Here is a 22,601-nt window from a genome sequence, read left to right as displayed (position 1 = left end):
GTTAATCCAAAAACTATTTTTGTTGCTGCTCTTGATAAGTTTTGGCAGCTTTCACAAAACTCCCAAATAGTGGGTGTCCATCTCGTGGTGTCGAGGTAAATTCCGGGTGGAATTGACAAGCAACAAACCAAGGATGATCTGGGATTTCAATGATCTCAACAAGTTTTCTATCTGTTGAAAGACCTGTTACTTTTAACCCAGCCTCAACTACTTTTGGTAATAAATTATTATTTACTTCGTAACGATGACGATGACGCTCCGTGATCGACTCATTTTTATACATGCTATATACTAATGAATTCGGTTCTAAATGGCAAATTTGAGATCCTAAACGCATAGTACCACCTAAATCACTGTTTTCATTACGTTGTACTACATTACCTGATTCATCGCTCCACTCAGTAATTAAAGCGATAATAGGGTTAGCACAGTCTTTAACGAACTCAGTAGAATTGGCATCTTTAATCCCAGCTACATTACGTGCATATTCAATCATTGCAACTTGTAAACCAAGACAAATACCTAAATAAGGGATTTTATTTTCACGGGCATAACGAGCTGCCATGATTTTACCTTCAACACCACGATAACCAAATCCACCAGGAATGAGAATCGCATCTAAACCTTTTAACAGATCCGTACCGCGTGATTCAAGATCTTCTGAATCAATATAACGGATATGCACCGTTAAACGATTTTTTAATCCACCATGTTTTAATGCTTCATTCACTGATTTATAAGCATCAGGTAAAGCAATATATTTACCCACCATACCAATTGTAACTTCACCAACTGGATTGGCTTCTTCATAAATTACTTGTTCCCACTCAGAAAGATCCGCTTCTTTGCATTCAAGATGGAAACGATTGCAAACAAAGGTATCTAAATTTTGTGATTTTAATAATGCAGGAATTTTATAAATAGAATCGACATCTTTAAGTGAAATAACTGCACGCTCAGGCACATTACAAAATAGTGCAATTTTAGATCTTTCATTTGCAGGAATAATGCGATCTGAACGACAAATAAGAACATCTGGTTGAATACCAATTGAAAGAAGTTCTTTCACTGAATGTTGCGTTGGTTTGGTTTTAACTTCACCAGATGATGCTAAATAAGGCACCAATGTTAGATGCATAAATAAAGTGTGCTCACGACCAACATCAACGGCTAATTGACGGATCGCTTCTAAAAATGGTAACGATTCAATATCCCCTACCGTGCCGCCAATTTCAACAATCGCGACATCAAAACCTTTTGCACCTTCAATTACACGTGATTTAATCTCGTTAGTAATATGAGGAATAACTTGAATAGTTGCCCCTAAATAGTCTCCACGACGCTCTTTACGCAATACGTCAGAGTAGATACGTCCAGTTGTGAAGTTATTTTTACGTGTCATTTTGGTACGTATAAAACGTTCATAATGACCTAAGTCCAGATCTGTTTCAGCACCGTCCTCAGTCACAAAAACTTCACCATGTTGAATAGGGCTCATTGTACCCGGATCAACATTAATGTAGGGATCAAGTTTTAGCATGGTGACTTTTAAATTGCGGGCTTCTAAAATTGCAGCAAGAGACGCTGCGGCAATGCCTTTACCTAAAGAAGAAACGACACCGCCTGTAACAAAAATATAATTCGTGACCATTAATACCAGACCATTATTTATTTAATTGAATAATATTGCATCGATTTTAAACTATAAAAATCACTGCAATATACGATGAATCAGACGGGAAATTAGTATAACAGAATCTGCCTTAGCTCACAATTGAATAATTAAGCACAGCAAATAACTTGCTCACTTTGCTCAATTAAATAACATCAATTATTCAGCTAATCCGTCTAAACATTAATCCAACCCATTAATTTGTATCTTGAATAAATTTATCTTTATAGTTACTGATTATTTTTTCTAGTCTCAAATGATTCGAACCTTTTTTCCAGATAATCAAAATACTATTGATTAAGCTGATTAAGATAACCAATAGAAATACGCAATTGTTGATCAAAATAGGCGATGAAAAAGAGAATAACTGGTTTTTATCAAAATTATAGATTATTTGCGTAGTTACTAATAATTTCGAATTCTTCTCATTGTGATAATTTACACTTTTTACTATATCTGCTTTTTTAAGGTTGCTACTATTACCTGAAAAAATTGCATTATAATCAGTTTGTGGTTTGATTGACGATTTATTTATGCTGTTTTTATCATCAATGTTTCTAATGTTGATCAAATCATTTAATATCTGATAGGTAAAATCTAATTTTTCACCGGCATTGGTAAGAAAGAACATTAACACGGCAAGTATCAACCCCGTAATAGCTAATAAAACATTATGGTAGATAAATTTTGGTGCGCCATAACTTTTCACTTCTTCACTTATTGATAAATAGTCACCGTAACTGAGTAATTGTGCAGTTTCAAGCTCTGCCTGCATATCAATCGATACATCACTGTTATTAGGAAGAAACATTTTCCAGTGTTCGGGATAAAAAACATTAAAATTTGATTCAATACTTAATTGATGATTAACAGGACAGTTATCCCTAATTTGTGCTTTAATATGATTAACATACTCGCTAGGTATTTCTCGCTTTATATACGATGCTATCATAGATAATATGAAACAGATGATTGAAAAGGCAACCAGTACGAGCGATTGAAAATGCTCTAAAGCCAATAATCCCATCACGCCAAATACAAACAATCCAATCATTAATTTGCCAGAGTTGCTCCGATCTTCGATTGCGGTTTCAAATTGATTTTTTTCTCTTTTGTTAAGAATCTCAAAAGTAGGTACTTTTTCTGATTCTTCTGTTATTAGTTGAGTAAAGGTTTCATTTGCGCTTTCAGCTCTACTCAAAGGAATAGGTTTTAATTTTCCTGTCTGCCAATATTCTTTAATTTGATTCTCTTTACGACAAGATAGATTTAAACCAGCTTGCAATAAATCATAATTGTTTATTTTAACAACAATTGCATAGCTTTTAGTAAAAACTACTTCAGCAGTATTGATAGGTTCAATATTTGTGTGAGTATTTTTTCGGACTAGACCATCAAACCCAGCAATATGGTGATCCATACTATAAGGAAAAAATAGTGATATATCATCCATCTTGTAATAGAAAGCGTCTTTAATCTTCGCATTATTTGCATGCTCTCTTTTAATATAACCTTTAATTGTCGTGACATCAGAACTGATTAATGAACTTTCCCATTGATAAGGACAAGTAATAAGGTCTTTATTATCAAGATAAGGCTGAAGCAAAATATCCTCTTCTTCAGTTAACTGTCGTATTGATTCTAGGCGGGTAAAGGTGACATTTTGGATTCGCTTTTTTTTAGGCTTATCTAAACTATCCATAATTCGTTGAGACAAAATAAAACCTCTCACCAACGCTGACGAGAGAACAACAAAAACTATAATCGCTAAAATATATAACATACTATTGATTTCTTATAAAAATAAATAACGATATTGCCTAACTTAACTTCATAATATTAAATGATTTCGTCTGCATTAGATTAATTAACTCTGAAACCAGAAATACTATGGCTATAGTAATAACAACTATCACTCACCTATCAGACAATATAGATTGTCAGACAAAAACCATGCCAGCTAAAATAGCATAATGATTGATAAATTCTTTTGGCTGTTCATCTAATATTTAAATTCCTTATTTTAAAAATTATTTATTTTTTTATTTAAATACGGCTCATTTATAAAATAATAAAAAATTATTTATCTGTTTGCTGTAATGTGTTAACTTTTTTTTAATTATTTGGCGATTTTCTCCTGACATTCAATAAAAGCTTTAAGCTTATCGATATCTTTAATCACCAATTTTCCAGCAACTTTATGTACGATATCTAAATTTATTAATTCATTAACAGCACGGCGATAGACACGATCTGTTGTGCCAAAACGTTCAGCTTCTAAATACCTTTTTTGAAAATTATTGACTGGATGCACATTTAGATGATGCTGATAAATATCAAAAGCAATATTAAAACAAATTGAATATAACGTTCTTTTTAATAAGATATCTAATGTTTCTTGATAATCAAAAGCGATAGCACTGGCAAAAAACAGCGCTAATTTAGGGTGTTCAAGTAATGATAGATATAATTTATCAATACTAACTACAGCAATGGTTAACACATCTTCGGCAATAATATCAAATTGACATAAATAATCGGTAAAAAACTCCATTTCACCAAAAATATGCGCATCACAATCTATGGTACCAAGATGAAAACAGCGCCCATTATTTGCCTGATAACGTATCGAAATCGTACCATTATAAACAACAATTAACTTATCGACTTTACATCCCTGCCGGAAAAGAATCGTCTTTTCATCAACAATTTTTTTATCAACAATACACTGCTCTATAATTGTTTCAAATAATTGATTATTATCTTGCCAATATTGGCTAAAACGACCTTTATTTAATGATCTCAACTGCATAAAATTATCACTACTAACGAACTTTTAATCACAATATTACTTTATATTTGTAAAATCTAGATATTCAATTATCCATATCATTATCTTATTTTAATATGGCATAATTATAATCAACTGTGATAATAATAGCGATATACTATTTTATTTTAACTTTTTGTAATTCATTATTTTTTATTAAATTTTATCGATGCTACTTGTCCTCTTCTTCTCGATCATTGAAATAGCTAACATTATAATAATAATTACATAAAAAACTGGGATTGCATTCATAATAATTTGAATACTGAAATACTTACTCAATACAGAACTAATTGCCGGACTAAACATGGCTCCAGCACTGCCACTGATTAAAATATATGACACATTTTTACTTGAGGCATTTTTTACAAATGTCACGCCGTAAGCGACAAAGGCATTATATAATGCAGCACAAACAAAACCATATCCATAGGTAAAATAACCAATATAATCAACATTTTGAACATTGACAATCAACAACGTCATAATAAAAGCTAATATAATAATAGTTACGAAAAAATACTCAATTTTAATGCGTGTAACAATTAGTGTCGAAACGAGAGCACCTATCAAGGCTGCACCCCAATATTGAGTAATAATATTGCCTGCATTTTCAAATGAAATAGAAAATTTATAACTTACAAATAATGGCGCCCAAGTTAAAAAAGTGTATAAGGCAAGCATTGCCAAAAATAATCCAAAACCAGCAGATAAAATGCCAAAGTTCCATTCAGATTTTTGATGACTTTGCTGTTTTTGATCAGCATGAGGCTTACTAATTAAATTAAAATTGGTAAATAGAATGATAACTAACATCAATATAGTGACAATGCCAACCGTTAAATAGCTAGTAGCCCAAGACAGGTCATGAGTTAAAGCGTAGGTTGTAATTAGTGGAAAGATCACGCCAGCAATATTGAAAGTAGCATCTTGTACAACTAATATTGTACTTTGTATTTTATCTTGCCAAGTAGATACCACAATTGTACCAGCAATACACAAACCTATTCCACCACATAAACCAACCAAAATCATACAAAATTTAAGCATTATTAGAGATTTAGTCAGATATAAAATAAATGAACATATTATGATAATACTATAATTTAGTAAGGTAATTCGTTTAATACCAATAATATCAATTAAAAAAAATGCTAAAATTGTTCCCAATAATGCCCCTCCATTTAATAAAGAAAAAATGAATGCAACATTATTGACATCAGCATTGAAACTTTGTGCAATTGGTTCAATTAGCATACCAAATTGACTGGCAAAACCAGCCATAATGAAATTAGCTAAAAAACTGATAAAAGTAAGAGATAATTTATTTTTCATATTATTATCCAAAGATATCCATTACATAATTAATTAGGATTATGTGGCAACATTTAAAGCCAGCTTTATCATATTATTGAATGTTAATTGCCTCTCCTCTGCAGTCGTTTCTTCGCCAGTTAAACAATGATCGGAAACCGTTAAAATGGCTAATGACTCAATATTAAACTGCTGCGCAATACCATATAGACCTGCGACCTCCATATCTATACCTAAAACCCCCGATCTTTCGAGCGTACCAATTAACGTTTCATCTGGGTCATAATAAAGATCACCACTAAAAACATTACCAACTTTTACAGGTAAACCCATCTCATTAGCTATTTCATATGCACGATGTAATAATGAAAACGTCGCGGATGTTGCAATGTTATAACCATCCGCTCTTTTTTGATTCGTCATAGAATCTGTTCCAGCAGCCATCGCTAAAATAATATCTCGCATTTTAATTCCTAGTTGGGTTGCACCTATACTACCAACTCGAATAATGCGTTTAACGTTATAGTCATTAATTAATTCATGTGCATAAAGTGTCATTGATGGAATACCCATTCCATGTCCCATCACAGAAACAGCAACACCATCATAAAGGCCTGTATATCCAAGCATATTACGTACATTACAAACTTGTTTTGCATCAGTTAAATAATTTTCTGCAATAAATTTGGCTCGTAAAGGATCGCCAGGCATGATAACGGTTTGTGCAAAATCGTTAGGATTAGCATTGATATGTGCGGTCATAATATTTCCTGATTAATTAGTGATTTATTTCCAAATTATAATCAGAATATATTTCATTCAACTAGGACATAAGTCCGAAATCGTTGTTCTATGCCACATTTTTGGAATTTTTTGGGTAATTTGATAATTAAATTATCATTGATTTTTAGAAAGTCGCTTGATGCGCCTTTCGTTTTATTTTGAAGATAACTTATTTAACCGTTTTTTCGCTGCGGGATAAGCCGATAATACCAGATCGAACCATTTCAACTATATTGCAGGTGTTACGAATTGAAGATAGACATAACTCAAGTTTGTCACTCGTTCCTGTTATAAAAAAGACGATTAAAGCGTCTTTAATTTGATCTAGAATATAATTTATTTCACTGTTTTTTCACTGAGGGATAATCCAATGAATACCAGATCTAACTAGTTCAACTATATTGCAAGTCTCTCGAATTGAAGAGAGACATAACTCAAGTTTGTCACTTGTTCCTGTTATAAAAAAGGCGCTTCAATGATGCGCCTTTCGTTTTATTTTGAAGATAACTTATTTAAACGTTTTTTCACTGCGGGATAAGCCGATAATACCAGATCGAACCATTTCAACTATATTGCAGGTCTCTCGAATTGAAGAGAGAAATGACTCAAGTTTGTCACTCGTACCTGATAATTGCACAATATAGTGAGTTGCTGTCACATCGACAATCGAACCTCTAAAGATATCGGCACAACGTTTAACTTCATCACGCGCATCTGATGTTTTAGCGGCTATTTTTACTAACATAATTTCACGTTCTACATGTGGGCCTTCGGTTAAATCATTAACACGATACACATTAACTAGTTTATGAAGTTGTTTTTGGACTTGTTCAAGCACATGTTCATCACCTGAGGTTTGAATCGTCATTCGACTCATTGTCGGATCTTCAGTTTGTGCGGTCGTAATGGATTCAATATTAAACCCACGTTGTGAAAACAAACCAATGATACGCGACAATGCGCCCGGCTCGTTTTCTGTTAAAATTGATAAAATATAACGCATTAGGTTCTCTCCGTTTTACTTAACCACATTTCATTCATTGCCCCACCGCGAACTTGCATTGGATAAACATGTTCTGTGGCGTCTGTCATAACATCAATAAAAACCAAACGATCTTTTATCGAAAGCGCTTTTTTAAGCATAGGTTCAAGATCTTCCCGTTTGTTAATCATCATACCCACATGACCATAAGCCTCAGCAATTTTTGCAAAATCAGGTAACGACTCCATATAAGATGAAGAGTGACGACCAGCATAAATCATATCTTGCCACTGTTTAACCATTCCTAAAAAGCGGTTATTAAGATTTAAGACAATAACAGGCAAGCCATATTGCAATGCCGTTGAAAGTTCTTGTATATTCATTTGAATACTGCCATCACCTGTAACGCAAACAACCGTTTTATCAGGAAACGCTAATTTAACGCCAAGTGAAGCAGGCAAACCAAATCCCATGGTTCCTAACCCACCCGATGTAATAAAATGACGCGGTTTATCAAATGGGTAATAAAGTGCTGTGAACATTTGATGTTGTCCCACATCCGTTGCCACATATGCATTACCTTTAGTTAATTTGTATAACACTTCAATGGCTTCTTGAGGTTTGATACTTTGACCTTCATGACTATAGGCCAAGCAGTGTCGTGCACGCCAATGTTCAATTTGTTTCCACCAATCAACTAATGCATCAAAATCACGTTCGATGTTTAACTCATCCAACATGGATAACATGATTTCAAGAACGACTTTGGCATCACCAACAACAGGAATTGTTGCATGAATTGTTTTGGATATTGAGGTAGGATCGATATCAATATGGATAATTTTGGCTTTTGGACAATATTTTTCAACGTTATTGGTCGTTCGATCATCAAAACGTGCACCGATAGCAAGAATCACATCGGCATTATGCATCGCCATATTGGCTTCATAAACACCGTGCATACCAATCATCCCTAAAGAATGTTTGTCCGATCCAGGAAAAGCACTGATACCCATTAGTGTTGAAGCAACAGGTAAATTCAATGTTTCCGTAAGCGTTTTAATTTCACTACTCGCATCAGCGCTAATTACACCGCCTCCAACAAATAACACTGGCTTTTTAGCAGACAATAAAGTAGTTAACGCTTTTTTGATCTGTTTTTTATGACCTTGAATAGTTGGATTATAAGAGCGCATTAATACTGTTTCTGGATAATGATAAGTGTATTTATTAGCAGGATTAACAATATCTTTCGGTAAATCAATTACGACCGGCCCGGGTCTACCTGTTGAGGCGATGTAAAACGCTTTTTTTATCGTTTCAGGAATATCTTTACTATTTTTGATTAGGAAGCTATGTTTAACAATTGGACGCGAAATACCAACCATATCACATTCTTGGAAAGCATCATTGCCGATAAGATTACTGGCAACTTGACCAGACAAAATAACCAGTGGCACTGAGTCCATATAGGCAGTGGCAATACCTGTTATCGTATTGGTTGCACCTGGCCCTGATGTGACCAAAACCACGCCGACATCACCAGTTGCTCTGGCATAACCATCCGCCATATGGACAGCGGCTTGTTCATGACGAACTAAAATGTGCTCAATACCACCGAGTGTGTGAATTGCATCATAGATATCAAGAACACTACCACCAGGATAACCAAATATCTGTTTTACTCCTTGATCAATCAAAGATTGAATGACCATTTCCGCACCTGACAATTTTGCCATGCTTATTGCCTCCAATATAACTTATTTGTCATTTAATACTTCATTTTGCATTAACTTATACATAAAATCAATAAACTCAATGATATAAGTGATACAAATTTTGTTAATTAAAAAATATATTAAATTATGAGAAATAAAACTAATTAAAACAATGTTTAATAATTTTCTTTAAAATATTATTTATTGATTTTATTGTTATTTTTATCGTATTTATATAAACTCTTAATAAGTTAATCTCTGGCAATACTGATTCTAGATTCCATTACTATAATATAGGCGTTATTATGAGCATTCTCTCAATTAAACCCATCTCACTTGCTGATTGGCAATTAGTCAAAGTTTCTGGTACTGATAATCATAAATACTTACAAGGACAAGTAACAATAGATATTGACAATCTCACAGAACAAACAGCATTATTTGCTGCTCATTGTGATTCTCAGGGAAAAATGTGGAGCAATTTATTATTATTCCAACGAGGTCAAGATATTTACTATATTGTTCGAAAAAGTGTAGTAGAAAAACAAATGGCTGCCTTAAAAAAATATGCAGTCTTTTCAAAAGTCAGTATTGAACCTGTTACCGACTTAAATATTGTTGGATTAGATTCTCAAGCAATACCGAGCGAAATACTTGCAAAATTTACGGATAATAATTGTTTTACTGAAAATAATGTTACCTATATAAAATTAACCTCTCCTCATGTTCGAGTAATTAAGATAACACCAGAGGCAATCGATGATGATTTAGAGCCTTGTAGTCGTTGGTTACAACTTGAGTTAGAAGCAGGTTATGCCATTATTGATGCCGAAAATACCGAAAGCTTGTTACCTCAAGCCTGTAATTTGCAATATCTTGATGCTATCAGTTTTGATAAAGGATGTTATTGTGGGCAAGAAATGGTCGCTCGCGCACAATATCGGGGAGCCAATAAACGCGGACTTTATTTATTAGCCGGCAAAAGTGCTGTTTTACCAGTTATTGGAGGCACCATAGAATACCAAATTGATGGTAATTGGCGAGAAAGCGGTCAAGTTTTAGCAGCTTTGAAACTTAATCAAGATAATAATATTTATGTGCAAGTTGTGCTAGCTAATGGCATTGATTTTAATACCCCATTTAGAGTAAAAGGGGAAATTGATAGTGTACTTAGTTTCAATTAGTTAAATATTATTTTAAAGATATTTGTCAAACAGTTAACCAAAAAATATTATTAATTGGTTAACTGTTTAATCATTTAAGTATTTTTACAAATTATAGATTAATTAATATCGACTTTTGTTTGACCAATTCTTGTTGTCTCAATTAGCCAAACATTCTTTCATTGATATTCGTCAAACAGTTAACCAAAAAATATTGTTAATTGATTAACTGTTTAATCATTTAAGTATTTTTACAAATTATAGATTAATTAATATTAACTTTTATTTGCCTAATTCTTGATTGACTATTTCAATAAAATACTCAACACCGGTTGTTAAAACTTCATCATTGAAGTTATAAGCTGGATTATGTAAATTCGCTCCTTGCCCCGCACCTAACCACACATAAGCACCGGGTATTTTTTTTAGCATAAAAGCGAAATCCTCAGCACCCATTGATGGATTTGGATCAATAATAACACTGGCTTCCCCGACCACATTTTTAGCTGCTTTAATGGCAATGTCTGCTTGCTTTGCATAATTAATAGTAGCAGGATAACGTCTTTGATAGTCTACCTCAGCTTTAGCTTCAAATGTGGATGCAATGCCTGTAGCAATTTGTTTAATACGACTTTCAGCCATATCTTGAATTTTTGCATCGAAGGTCCTGACTGTTCCTCGAATAACAGCTTGTTGCGGTATTACATTCCAAGTATCGCCACTGTGTATTTGAGTTACACTGACCACTAATGAACTGAGTGGATCTGCATTACGGCTTACAATACTCTGTAAACCATTAACAATTTGAGTTGCCACTAAAATAGTATCTTTACTTAAATGAGGTGCTGCTGCATGAGCCCCGACACCCGTAATTTTAATTTCAAAAACATCATAGGATGCCATCATTGGACCATGGGTTACATAGAAATGGTTAAGTTGCATATTAGGTTGATTATGGATACCATACACAGCTTCAATTGGAAAACGTTCAAATAATCCATTTTCCACCATAACGCGTGCTCCGCCTTCATTTTCTTCTGCTGGTTGGAAAATGACAACTACTGTTCCAGCAAAATCTCGATGTTCACTTAAATATTTGGCTGTTCCTAATAATGTAGCTGTATGACCATCATGACCACAAGCATGCATTTTACCCGGTATTGTAGAGCAATAAGCAATTTTATTTTCTTCAATAATATCTAATGCATCAATATCAGCTCGTAAAGCAATCCATCGTCCATCTTTATTACCTTTAATAATACCAACTACACCCGTTGGAGCAAACTCTGTATAAAGTTCGTTAATACCAAAAGATTTCAGTTTTTCTATTATAAATTTTGTTGTATTTAACTCTTCAAAAGCAGTTTCTGGATGGGCGTGGATATGATGACGCCAAGTGATCATTTCTGATTTCAATTCATTGATAATACTCATTATAAATTCCTTATTGATTCTCTTTTTTAACTGAGTCAGTATATATGTGCATTACTATACTGCTATTTCATCTTTTATGAAAATAACTATTTTTACTAAGATTATTGGTTTTAGTTATATCGTGAAACAGAAAAAGTTTTAAGACTACAAATTATTGACTAAAACGTATAGTTGACCTGAAACTTCTTGACGAAAATAACAGAGACAATAACCAGAAATTAATAAAAACGGACCAAATGGAATAATCGTCAAAAATTGTTTTTTCAAAATATTCTTCTGAAAAATATAATAGGACATACCTAATAGCGAGGCAATTATCAATAATAGTGCAAGTAATTGATATGGAACCCAAGTACCTAGGGCTGCAAGCAGTTTTATATCACCTCCACCTAATCCCTGTTTGTTAGAAATCAGATAAAACAAAATAGCAGGTAATTTAAGTAAAAGATAACCACATAAAATACCAATTAATGCGTCATCTAACCTAATGTTTGTTATATTGAAATAGGCTGCAATTAATCCTGCCCACATCAAAGGTTGAGTAAAAAAATCAGGTAGTAAAAAGTATTTAAAATCAATGGATGCCAACAATAAAAAATAACAACTCAGAAACATTAAAATTAAACTCTGATAACTGAGGCCTTTATGCAAATAAATCACTAAAAATAAAGTAGCGACCAGCAATTCCCAAGCAACATATTTGAATAAAATGATGCTTTGACAGTAATAACAACGCCTTTTTAAAATGAGCCAAGAAACAATTGGAATTAATTGCCAAACGTTTAATCTCGTTTGACAACAAGGACATTTTGAACGTTGCAAGCTTATTTCTTTCAGATAAACTGATAATGTTTGTGATGGAGCAAAACGACAATATGCAACATTAATAAAACTACCCACACAAAGACCTAGACATATGACTATAAGCATTATCATTAGTGAATTACTTCTCCGAGTTGAAATATCGGTAAATACATAGCAATTATTAAACCACCAATGATCACAGCCAAGACTAACATCAATAAAGGTTCAAAAGTTTGGGATAGATTTTCTATCAATGTTTGATTCTGTACTTCATAATAAAGGGCTAAACGACTTAACATCAGATCTAAAGTACCAGATTGCTCACCGACATGAATTAACTGACGGCACAAGTTAGGAAAACAGGATTGTAGATGTAAAACATGATTGAATGAATGACCTTGTTCAATGCCTGAAATGATTTGTAAAATACTATTGCGATAAATACAATAGTAAGAAGCATTAGCCGCAGCGGTTAAACCCGCCAATAACGGAATTCCGGCTTTTTGAGTGATCGCAATTGTTTGGAAAATTTGGGTTAAACAGCTTGTTTGAATGATCTTATTAACAAAAGGGATTTTCATTAAGGCGATTTCAATTTTGTTACGATATCGCTTGTTAATGTAACGTTGAAAAACAAAAAAACTCCCTACGAAAATCATACACCCTATTTGCCAGCTTTGTTGCAGATAGTCAGCAATATCAATAATGCATTGAGTAAAAAAAGGAAGCTCTGCATCAAAATCATGATAGATATCAGCAAATTTTGGTAAAACAAATAATAACATGACTAAGCTTACAATTATGGCTACCGATAATAAAAATACAGGGTACCGCATTGCTTTTTTAAGGTTTTTTTGTAATTTAATGGATTTTTCGAGCAATGATGCTAATTGCTCAAAACTCTCGTCAAGTTTACCCGTCAGTTCACCTGTGGCAATAATTTCACAATACAGTGAAGAAAACACATACTTATATTTGGCTAATGCACTGGATAAGGACTCACCTTTTACAATTTGCGCCTCAATTTCATTTATTAAATATTGCCAATGAGGTTTAGATTGTTCTTCGGCCAATAAATTTAGACTGTCAATTATCGATAATCCAGCCTTTAACATCGTCGCCAATTGTGTCGTTATATTCAGTAATTCCGATTGGTTAAAACTACGCGCCGTTATATAATTGCCCGCTTTTACTTTTATGGCTAATTTACCTTGTAATAATAGCTGTTTTTTGGCCTCACTTTGTGAAGTTGCGATTATTTGATATTGATGAAAATCCAAGTCATACCAAAAATAGAGCCTCTTCATACAAAATCACCTAAAACGCGATACAATTCGGCAACGGAGGTAATACCATCTTTGACCATTTTCTGACCTGCTTTTTTTAAGGTGATCATATTGGATGGCGCACGAAGCTGATGAGTCAATATTTGATGTTGAATTTCTGGAGTGATTACTAGAAATTCGTATAATCCAATTCGTCCTTTATAACCGCCAACACAATGTGAACATCCCGATGCAACATAATGCGGGATAGTTTCATCAGCTAAAAAAATTAATTGGTTGGCCACAACTTTACAGCTATTGCAAAGCTTACGCACTAATCGCTGTGCAATAATCAACTTCAAACTGGATGAGAGCAGATAATTTTCAATTCCCATTTGATTTAAACGTGTCAACGCTTCAATACTGGAATTAGTATGTAATGTTGATAAAACCAAATGTCCTGTTTGCGCTGCTTGAATAGCGATTTCTGCGGTTTCTTGATCGCGAATTTCACCGATCATCATCACATCGGGATCTTGCCTTAATAGTGCACGTAGTATGATAGAAAAAGTCAAACCGGCTTTAACATTCACAGAAGTTTGATTGATACCTTCAATTGGCACTTCAATCGGATCTTCAACACTGCAAATATTTCGATCACTGCGATTTAACTTTTTCAGTCCACTATACAGTGTCACCGTTTTACCACTTCCAGTTGGCCCCGTTACTAAAATTAACCCTTGCGGATAATCGAGTATTTGCTGAAAATGATTTAAATCATCAACACTCAAACCTAAATCATTGATAGTCAACTCTGAATCATGATTATCCATAACACGTAATACAATCTTTTCACCGTTTATGACGGGTAAAGTTGCTATTCGCATGGCATAACGGTCAATCACCAATTGTCCATCTTGGGGTAACCGCTGCTCAGCAATATTAAGATTGGCCATAATTTTCAATCTAGCCGTTATTTGTTTGGCTAATGATAATGGTGGTGTAAGCATATCTTGCAGCACACCATCAATACGCATTCGAATACGATAGTAATTTTGATAAGGTTCAAAATGAATATCCGAAGCACGTTTATCCAACGCCGATAGGAGTAATTTATCAAGGCTGGCAACTAACTGTTCTTCTTGCATTATAAATTTTCCTTATTCTGAATTTTTACGAGACTAGAATTTGAAAATATCTTCACAAGCAACTGTCAAACTGTCATCTAGTGGTGAAGTTAAGCAAGTTCGTGTCCAATCTAGTCCGCCATGAGCACTATTTTCAGTGGGTGTTAAAGTTGTCGTTAACCCGGTCAAAGCACTGGCACCCACTAATGTAATCGCGCCATTTGTAACGGTAACGGATGTAACATAATTCGTACTTTTAGTCAGTGGCACGCCATTGCTACCACTTTTACAATGAGTTAAATTTCCTTGTTCAATTGCACAAATTTCAACGGCTGTCTTATAAGCCGTCATCGTTTGCAACATATCGGTTAAAGCCGCTTTTTTTACATATCCTTGATAAGCAGGCAAACCAATGGCAGTTAAAATAGCGATTACAACAATTGCAATCATTAGTTCGAATAAAGTAAATCCTGATTGATTGGACATAAATTCCTCGGGAAACAAAGCAAATGATTTAAGTTCTGCCTTTATACCAAAACAAAAAAATGAAATAATAAAAGAATCGATATTCTGGAAAAAAGAATGCACCATGTTTGCAACGATCCGAATTTAGTAAGCTTTGTTTGTGAAATATGTCGCAAAGACAAGCTGATGAATGAAAGATCTTTTAAAATGAGTTGGAGTTTACTATGTCACTAAAAATTGTTAATGGTTGGTTACAAGGGGTCAAACAGATCATTTCGCCTTTTTATGATGAACGCCCAACCGATAAATCTATATCTTTACTGGTGATCCATAATATCAGCTTACCACCTAATCAATACGGTGGGCCTTATGTAGAACAGTTATTTACCGGTAAACTTGATCCGAATGAACATCCCTACTTTGCAACAATTTATCAATTAAAAGTATCAACTCATCTGTTCATTCGTCGAGATGGAGAAATCATTCAATTTGTACCGTTCGATAAACGAGCTTGGCATGCAGGTAAGTCAATCTTTGAGGGGCAAGAAAACTGTAATGACTTTTCAATTGGTATTGAAATGGAGGGATGTGATACTGATAATTTTACAGATATACAGTATCAACAACTTGCAGCGGTAACCTTATTACTACAACAAACTTATGCTATAAAAAATATTATCGGTCATAGTGATATTGCTCCCGACCGTAAAACGGATCCTGGTCCATGTTTTGATTGGCAATTTTATCGAGGATTGCTTACTCAAAAATCACAAGTTGAGCTATTTGAAAAACAACTAGAGTTAATTATCGCAGAGCTACAAAAAATTGCATTGTGGCAAACATCGCCACCGAACCCTGATGCCTTTTTAAGTGAGCAACCCTTTGCGCTTGATACTATGCAAGCCCATGAATGGTTACAATGGATTTTTATTCCACGCATGCGAGCACTTATTGAAGCTAATGCCAATTTACCTCAATTTGCTTTACATCCGTACTTTGAAGAAGCACTAAAAGATGAAGAAGCAAACATTCATAATTTATTAAATCTGATTAAACAGCTTGATGAATTATCCTCATCACAAAAATAAAGATAAAAAAATTACCGCATTCAATTTGCGGTAATTTTCAAGTTAACATCAATATGGAGCCAATCAAAACAGTTGAGAATACCATTAATCTCATTTAGGTGACTTTAAAATTAATCATCCTATTTTGACAATTTACGATACTCATTGACTGCCTGTAGATGATTTCCATAATTATCAGAAAACGTATGTCCACCTGTGCCATTGGCTACGAAGAATAGATAATTTGTTTTAGCTGGGTGCGCCGCAGCTTCTAATGAGGCTAAGCTTGGCATAGCAATGGGGGTTGGCGGTAATCCATCAATAACATAGGTATTATATGGATTTTGGGTATCTGTTAAGTCTATACGCCTAATCACTCCAGTATAATTATCGCCTAAACCATAAATAATAGTAGGATCGGTTTGCAACTTCATTTTGGCTTTTAAGCGATTAACAAACACTGAAGCAACATTGGCGCGCTCAGAACTAAGAGCCGTTTCTTTCTCAATGATTGAAGCAATAATCAACATTTCATAAGGTGATTGATAAGGTAAATCATTATCGCGGTTACCCCATATTTTTTGTAAATTGCTTTTCATAGTCATATGCGCACGTTTTAATATATTAATATCTAACGTATCTGCCGTATAAAGATAGGTATCAGGGGTTAACCAACCTTCAATTGAACCTTCAATCCCTAATAATTTTGCGATCTCTTCGTCTGTTTTGCCAGCCAAGGTTTGCTGTATATAAGGCGTGTTTTGAATCACTTTTAGCCAATCTTTAGCACGTTTACCCTCAACAAATTGAATAGAGAAATTACTCTCTTTACCTGATACTAATAAGCGCAAAAATTCTTCGACGGTCATATGAGGGTGTAGTTGATACGTTCCAGCTTTGATGGAGCTTAAGGAGGGATCTAACTTAGATAAATAAGGCAGCAGGAAAGCTCTATCCATCAATTTCGTCTCTTTGAGTTGAGTAATTAATTGATGCATTGATGTGCCTTTTTTCAAAACAAACATTTGATTATCAGGTGTCACATTAATTTGCTGCTTGGAAAATTGCTGTAAAGAATAGTAACAGATACTGAAAGAACCAACGACAATTGCAACAAAGGTAAATAACGTATATAAAAATATTTTCTTAATCATAACTTATCTATCTACATAATGGATTTTTGCTCGTGCAGTTAAGCGTGTAACTAATTCATAAGGGCTAATGCCCGTGTATTTAGCGATCTCTTCAACGGGTAAATCTTGTCCCCAAAAGATCACTTCATCACCTGGTTTTTCCTGACTATCGATACCTAAATCGACTACAATCATGTCCATTGATACATGACCAACAATCGGCACTCTACGACCATTCACTAAAACGGGCGTATTTTCGGGAATATTTCTTGGGTAACCATCTCCATATCCCATGGCTACGACACCAAGTTTTGTATCGTGCGGGCTACACCAGATCTGACCATAACCGACGGATTCACCTTTTTTATGGCTGCGTACCGCGATAAGTTCCGATTTGAATGTCATGGCTGGTCTCAATTCAGCAATGGGATCATTAAAGGGTGAAATGCCATATAAACTAATACCAGGACGCACTATTTCACGTTGTGATTGCGTCCAAGCAAGCGTACCACTTGATGCTGCTATTGAACATTTACCAATTAATGATTTATCTTCGATTGAGGCAATGAATTGATCGAACAATTTGATCTGTTTTGCGGTTTGTTCTGAGGTTAATTCATCTGCAGAACTGAAATGACTTATAATATTAATTGGTTTACGCACCACCGAACAACTGGCTAAGCGATAAAATTCTGCCTTTGCTTCCTCAAGATTAAATCCTAAACGATGCATCCCTGTATCAAGTTTAAACCATGCAGTAATTTCGTTTTCTAGAGGAGATGATTGTAAAGCATCAATTTGCCATTTACTGTGAACAGCTGATTGGATATTAAAATCGACTAAATCAACAATCTCATCATGTGGAAAAAAACCTTCTAAACAAATGATAGGAGTATTGATCCCTTTTTGACGCAACAGCATTGCTTCACAAATCCGTGCTACACCAAAACAATCCACCATGTTTTGTAACAGTTCAGCCACACCTACAATTCCATGCGAATACGCGTTTGCTTTAATGGTTGCCACCAATTGACTATTTGGTGCAATTTTTCGAATATACTCGACATTATGAACAATTGCTTGACGATTAACTTCTATTACTGCGATAGACATTTTTATCAACCTAAATTTTTCTTAAGTCATCATTGTAAATATTGTTATCAATAATGACAAATTTTTCTTTTCATAAAAAAACCTATTTTTACCATTAAAATTTTCACAATTCTAATTAATTTAATTATTTACACATATAATAATAATGATTATCATTTGCATTAAATTTACATAAATAGTTTAAAGCTGTACAGGATAAAATAGATAATGAGAACAATTAGTACCAAAAATTTCATTAAACCAAGCTGTTATATAGCAATATTGAATATCTGCTTTTGTATGGATACTTTTGCAGAAGAGCGAAAAAACAATCCACAAGATACCATTATTGTGACAGCAGATCGTAATGAAAAAACTGTTTGGGACAGCTCAGTATCAGTCAATGCAGTCAATCGAGATGATATTGATAAGCAAAATGGTGATTCTGTTGTTGAAGCATTACGTGACATCCCTGGAGTTGAAATTACCGATAATGCTCTTGCTGGACGCAAACAGATCATGATCCGTGGTGAAGCGCCTTCACGCATTTTAATGTTAATTGATGGGCAAGAAGTAACTTATCATCGTTCCGGACACGGATCGAGTGCCGGTGTGTTAATTGATATGGAATCGGTTGAACGCATTGAGGTGATTAAAGGACCTCACTCTGTATTATACGGTTCACAAGCTATTGGTGGTGTGGTTAATTTTATTACACGTAAAGGTAGCAAAAATGGTTCTCCCATCAATGGTGATATGAAATTTATTTATAATCAATCGACAGATGGTTTTACTGAGATGGGCACTGTAAATGGTTCAATTGACGGTATTTTTGATTACCGTATTAGTGGAACTTATGCTGAAAATAATGATCGCAAAGCTTATCAAGGCAAACTACACAATACCGATTTTGGTAATAACAGTTTAAGTTCATGGTTTGGGCTTAATCTGGATAAACATAAATTGGGTATCTCACTAGATCGTTATAAACTTGATACTAAAACCTATACTGACAAAGATGATAATTCACCACAAGTTAAAGAATTCTGGGTAAAACTACCCAAATTACAACGAGAAAAAGTTGGATTGTTTTATGATTATGAAGCTAATGGTAATTTCTTAAAAAAACTTCATTATGATGCTTATGCACAAAAACTAAATCGTCAATTTAGAAATCATGTTGTAGTATCACCTGCACCTATTATGAATGTAACAACTAATACCGCCACTGATGATGAACAAAAAACGTATGGTATGACATTGCAATCAGATTTTGAGCTACGCAAGGATATGAATCTTATTACCGGTATGCAATATCAACAAGATAATGTCGATCAAGATTCACATAATGTCGTCGTATCAAAAATGCCTTCACCAAAAGCAAGTTATACACAACACAAATATCTGACAAATAAATGGCAACAATCAAGTATCTCACTATTTGGACAAAATGATTGGGCAATTACCGATGATATTTCTTGGAATATTGGCGCTCGCCAATATTGGGTACAATCAAAACTAAAAAAAGGTCACACGACAATCAATAAAGTTCCAGTTATAGGTGCAACGTCTTCCAATCATAAAATTGATGGCAAAAAGAAAGATCATGACAATAACTTCGTTGTATCGTCAGGTTTAACCTATTCTGGAATTGAACATACGCAATTAAGGGCCTCTTTTGCCCAAGGATATGTTTATCCAACACTTTCACATCTTTATGCAGTCACTTCAGCAGCTTCGCAAACAATCTATGGTAATGCTAATTTAAAAGCTGAAAAATCAAATAACTACGAAATTGGGTTACGTTATAATAATAACCAATGGCTAATTGATGGGGCGATTTATTTTTCAGATGCAAAAGATTACATTACGCAAATGAATTGTAATGGTTCGGCGATTTGTGATGGCACATCTGGGCGAAATTACACTTATTACGGTAATGCCAATAAAGCCAAAACTCATGGCCTTGAATTAAGTATTGAATATTTAGAACTACCCGTTACCCCTTATCTAAAAGGCAATTATTTACATCGTAAAATTGAAACAGAAACCTATACAACTCATGATACTGGCAACCCACGCTTTACAGGAAATGCAGGGATAAAACATACTGCTTACTTTGATAAATTTGATATAGATTCCGATCTGTTTATGCGATTTGCGACCAAAGCCACACAACGTAGTGATTCATCGGTATATCATTACAATGGATGGTCAACGCTGAATTTATCGGCAACAACCTCGTTCGGTACGGATCGTCAGTACCATATTGGAATAGATCTCAATAATATATTAAATAAGAACTATAGGACTGCTTATGAATCGATTCCTGCGGCTAAATTCCATGCCATAATTAGCGCAAGTATGAAATTTTAGATAGAAAGATTAACCTTGCTCACTCATTAGCGATTATGATCAATATCGAATCGTTGTGAGTGAATAAAACAGATTAGTCACGCTATTTTCTAGTCAAATTTTTATACAAATGTTTAAAAGCCATAATCGGATGATGAATAATCATTCTTGGCCCTGAAAAACGCATAACTTGTTTGATTTTCTGTTTATAATCCTTACGATAACAATGCTTTGGGCAGCGCTCGCAGGTCGTTTTTTGCTCACCAAAACGGCACATGGTTAAGCGTTGCATGGCATATAGCAATAAGTCGTTACATTCTTCACATAACTGATTAGATTTAGAGTGATGGTGTTTGTTGCAATATAGATAAATCATTGCACTAACGGTTTTCTTTTCTTCTTGTATTTTGGGTCCAGTATTATTTGCAACCATAATCTTACATGTCAGATGAATAAAGTGTTAAAATAAATATGAATTTAACTATGATCACAAGGATTTGTTACAATGGCAAGAATTATTAATAAAGATACAACCGTCTGCATGTCCCTTTCAGCAAGACCTGGCAATTTCGGTACTCGTTTTCATAACTATTTATATGAACAACTTGATTTAAATTATCTCTATAAAGCTTTTACCACTAATAACTTAAAAGATGCGATTTATGGTATTAAAGCGTTAGCCATTCGTGGTTGCGCTATTTCAATGCCTTATAAAGAAGCTTGTATTGAGTTTATTGATGAATTGGATGATTCTGTAAAATCGATCCAATCAGTCAACACGATTGTTAATACTGATCACTATTTAAAGGCTTATAATACGGATTATATTGCTGTTGCTAAACTGATTGAAGAAAATCACATTGATAATAATACCCCTTTTGTATTAAAAGGAAGTGGTGGAATGGCCAATGCGGTGATTGGTGCCTTTTATGATGCAGGTTTTAAAAATGGAATAATTGCCGCACGCAACCAAACTAAAGGTGAAGCTTTAGCCAAGCGTTATGGTTATGCCTGGGTTAAAAATGAGCAAGACATCGCGCCTGAACAGGCAAAACTCATTATTAATGTAACACCAATTGGAATGCTAGGCGGTGCTGAAGCCAATGATTTGGCCTTTCCACAAACAATGATTGAAAATGCCGATATTGTATTTGATGTGGTTGCTCTGCCCGTAGAAACACCTATGATTAAATTCGCCAAATCACTTAATAAAACCATTATTTCCGGTGCAGATGTCGCTGTGATACAAGCACTGGAACAATTTGTGTTATACACAGGCGTTACGCCAAGCAAAGAGTTAGTGAAGCAAGCTGGGGATTTTGCTAGACAAGGCTAAATCATAAACTATTCCACCCGCTTTATGGGTGGAATAGTATCAAAAGTAGATGATTTACTCT

At 34.3% G+C, this 22,601-nt stretch carries 20 protein-coding genes and 1 pseudogene; 5 read left to right on the top strand and 16 right to left on the bottom strand.

Going from position 1 to position 22,601, the window contains the following annotated elements; genetic code table 11:
- Positions 1 to 13: 13 nt before the first annotated feature.
- The 8 genes from pyrG to ilvI form a co-directional block, all read right to left on the bottom strand.
- Positions 14 to 1,651: a glutamine hydrolyzing CTP synthase gene (gene pyrG, locus H3S88_RS05485; RefSeq protein WP_025315202.1), complete on the bottom strand. Its 1,638-nt coding sequence runs from the start codon at positions 1,649 to 1,651 to the stop codon at positions 14 to 16.
- Between the two features lie 217 nt (positions 1,652 to 1,868).
- Positions 1,869 to 3,455: an IgaA/UmoB family intracellular growth attenuator gene (locus H3S88_RS05480; RefSeq protein WP_198227819.1), complete on the bottom strand. Its 1,587-nt coding sequence runs from the start codon at positions 3,453 to 3,455 to the stop codon at positions 1,869 to 1,871.
- Positions 3,456 to 3,791: 336 nt separating this feature from the next.
- Positions 3,792 to 4,484, bottom strand: coding sequence for a Crp/Fnr family transcriptional regulator (locus H3S88_RS05475; protein ID WP_198231948.1), 693 nt, complete (start codon positions 4,482 to 4,484; stop codon positions 3,792 to 3,794).
- Between the two features lie 174 nt (positions 4,485 to 4,658).
- Positions 4,659 to 5,837 carry an MFS transporter TsgA gene (gene tsgA / locus H3S88_RS05470; RefSeq protein WP_198231946.1) on the bottom strand — a complete coding sequence of 393 codons (1,179 nt, stop codon included), beginning with the start codon at positions 5,835 to 5,837 and terminating at the stop codon, positions 4,659 to 4,661.
- 39 nt (positions 5,838 to 5,876) lie between these two features.
- Positions 5,877 to 6,578: a purine-nucleoside phosphorylase gene (gene deoD / locus H3S88_RS05465; RefSeq protein ID WP_086336367.1), complete on the bottom strand. Its 702-nt coding sequence runs from the start codon at positions 6,576 to 6,578 to the stop codon at positions 5,877 to 5,879.
- A gap of 190 nt (positions 6,579 to 6,768) precedes the next feature.
- The gene (locus H3S88_RS13500; RefSeq protein WP_370528583.1) at positions 6,769 to 6,903 is read right to left on the bottom strand and encodes a hypothetical protein; all 135 of its coding nucleotides are present in this window, start codon (positions 6,901 to 6,903) and stop codon (positions 6,769 to 6,771) included.
- A 204-nt stretch (positions 6,904 to 7,107) separates the two neighbouring features.
- Positions 7,108 to 7,602 carry an acetolactate synthase small subunit gene (gene ilvN / locus H3S88_RS05455; RefSeq protein ID WP_198231944.1) on the bottom strand — a complete coding sequence of 165 codons (495 nt, stop codon included), beginning with the start codon at positions 7,600 to 7,602 and terminating at the stop codon, positions 7,108 to 7,110.
- On the bottom strand, positions 7,602 to 9,320 hold the full coding sequence (gene ilvI, locus H3S88_RS05450; RefSeq protein ID WP_198231942.1) for an acetolactate synthase 3 large subunit: 1,719 nt from the start codon (positions 9,318 to 9,320) through the stop codon (positions 7,602 to 7,604). Before ilvI ends, ilvN begins: the two co-directional genes overlap by 1 nt.
- Before the next feature lie 284 nt (positions 9,321 to 9,604).
- Between ilvI and ygfZ the strand changes: the two genes are divergently transcribed.
- Positions 9,605 to 10,483: a tRNA-modifying protein YgfZ gene (gene ygfZ, locus H3S88_RS05445; protein ID WP_198227827.1), complete on the top strand. Its 879-nt coding sequence runs from the start codon at positions 9,605 to 9,607 to the stop codon at positions 10,481 to 10,483.
- Positions 10,484 to 10,744: 261 nt separating this feature from the next.
- Here the strand turns inward: ygfZ and H3S88_RS05440 are convergent, their stop codons facing one another.
- The 5 genes from H3S88_RS05440 to ppdD form a co-directional block, all read right to left on the bottom strand.
- On the bottom strand, positions 10,745 to 11,896 hold the full coding sequence (locus tag H3S88_RS05440) for a M20 aminoacylase family protein (RefSeq protein ID WP_198231940.1): 1,152 nt from the start codon (positions 11,894 to 11,896) through the stop codon (positions 10,745 to 10,747).
- Positions 11,897 to 12,040: 144 nt separating this feature from the next.
- Positions 12,041 to 12,796 carry an A24 family peptidase gene (locus H3S88_RS05435; protein WP_198231938.1) on the bottom strand — a complete coding sequence of 252 codons (756 nt, stop codon included), beginning with the start codon at positions 12,794 to 12,796 and terminating at the stop codon, positions 12,041 to 12,043.
- 35 nt (positions 12,797 to 12,831) lie between these two features.
- Positions 12,832 to 14,007 (bottom strand): type II secretion system F family protein, encoded by a 1,176-nt coding sequence (locus H3S88_RS05430; RefSeq protein WP_198231936.1) that lies wholly within the window; start codon positions 14,005 to 14,007, stop codon positions 12,832 to 12,834.
- A complete protein-coding gene (locus H3S88_RS05425) occupies positions 14,004 to 15,113 on the bottom strand; it encodes an ATPase, T2SS/T4P/T4SS family (RefSeq protein WP_198231934.1) in 1,110 nt (369 codons plus the stop codon). Before H3S88_RS05425 ends, H3S88_RS05430 begins: the two co-directional genes overlap by 4 nt.
- Before the next feature lie 33 nt (positions 15,114 to 15,146).
- A complete protein-coding gene (gene ppdD, locus H3S88_RS05420; protein ID WP_198231932.1) occupies positions 15,147 to 15,578 on the bottom strand; it encodes a prepilin peptidase-dependent pilin in 432 nt (143 codons plus the stop codon).
- A gap of 203 nt (positions 15,579 to 15,781) precedes the next feature.
- Between ppdD and ampD the strand changes: the two are divergent.
- Positions 15,782 to 16,336 (top strand): annotated as a pseudogene (ampD, locus tag H3S88_RS13495) (1,6-anhydro-N-acetylmuramyl-L-alanine amidase AmpD); the annotation flags it as partial.
- Positions 16,310 to 16,645, top strand: a complete 336-nt coding sequence (locus tag H3S88_RS13490) for a YqcC family protein (protein WP_367301859.1) — start codon at positions 16,310 to 16,312, stop codon at positions 16,643 to 16,645. The pseudogene ampD and the gene H3S88_RS13490, both read left to right, overlap by 27 nt.
- 119 nt (positions 16,646 to 16,764) lie before the next feature.
- Here the strand turns inward: H3S88_RS13490 and mltG are convergent, their stop codons facing one another.
- Entirely contained in the window at positions 16,765 to 17,775 is a 1,011-nt protein-coding gene (mltG, locus tag H3S88_RS05410; protein WP_172398402.1) for an endolytic transglycosylase MltG, read from the bottom strand.
- Positions 17,776 to 17,781: 6 nt separating this feature from the next.
- A complete protein-coding gene (gene alr / locus H3S88_RS05405; RefSeq protein ID WP_198231928.1) occupies positions 17,782 to 18,870 on the bottom strand; it encodes an alanine racemase in 1,089 nt (362 codons plus the stop codon).
- 207 nt (positions 18,871 to 19,077) lie between these two features.
- Between alr and H3S88_RS05400 the strand changes: the two genes are divergently transcribed.
- The gene (locus tag H3S88_RS05400; RefSeq protein ID WP_198231926.1) at positions 19,078 to 21,225 is read left to right on the top strand and encodes a TonB-dependent siderophore receptor; all 2,148 of its coding nucleotides are present in this window, start codon (positions 19,078 to 19,080) and stop codon (positions 21,223 to 21,225) included.
- Between the two features lie 82 nt (positions 21,226 to 21,307).
- Here H3S88_RS05400 and H3S88_RS05395 read toward each other — a convergent pair whose 3' ends face one another.
- Entirely contained in the window at positions 21,308 to 21,637 is a 330-nt protein-coding gene (locus tag H3S88_RS05395) for a nitrous oxide-stimulated promoter family protein (RefSeq protein WP_086308452.1), read from the bottom strand.
- A gap of 72 nt (positions 21,638 to 21,709) precedes the next feature.
- On the opposite strand from H3S88_RS05395, the gene H3S88_RS05390 reads away from it, so the two are divergent.
- Positions 21,710 to 22,540 carry a shikimate 5-dehydrogenase gene (locus H3S88_RS05390; RefSeq protein WP_065737281.1) on the top strand — a complete coding sequence of 277 codons (831 nt, stop codon included), beginning with the start codon at positions 21,710 to 21,712 and terminating at the stop codon, positions 22,538 to 22,540.
- Positions 22,541 to 22,601 lie beyond the last annotated feature (61 nt).

Source organism: Gilliamella sp. B14448G11, assembly GCF_016101765.1.
GTDB lineage: Bacteria > Pseudomonadota > Gammaproteobacteria > Enterobacterales > Orbaceae > Gilliamella > Gilliamella apicola_N.
The sequence above is the reverse complement of the archived record's forward strand: the minus strand, read 5'-3'. Positions and strand labels throughout refer to the sequence as shown.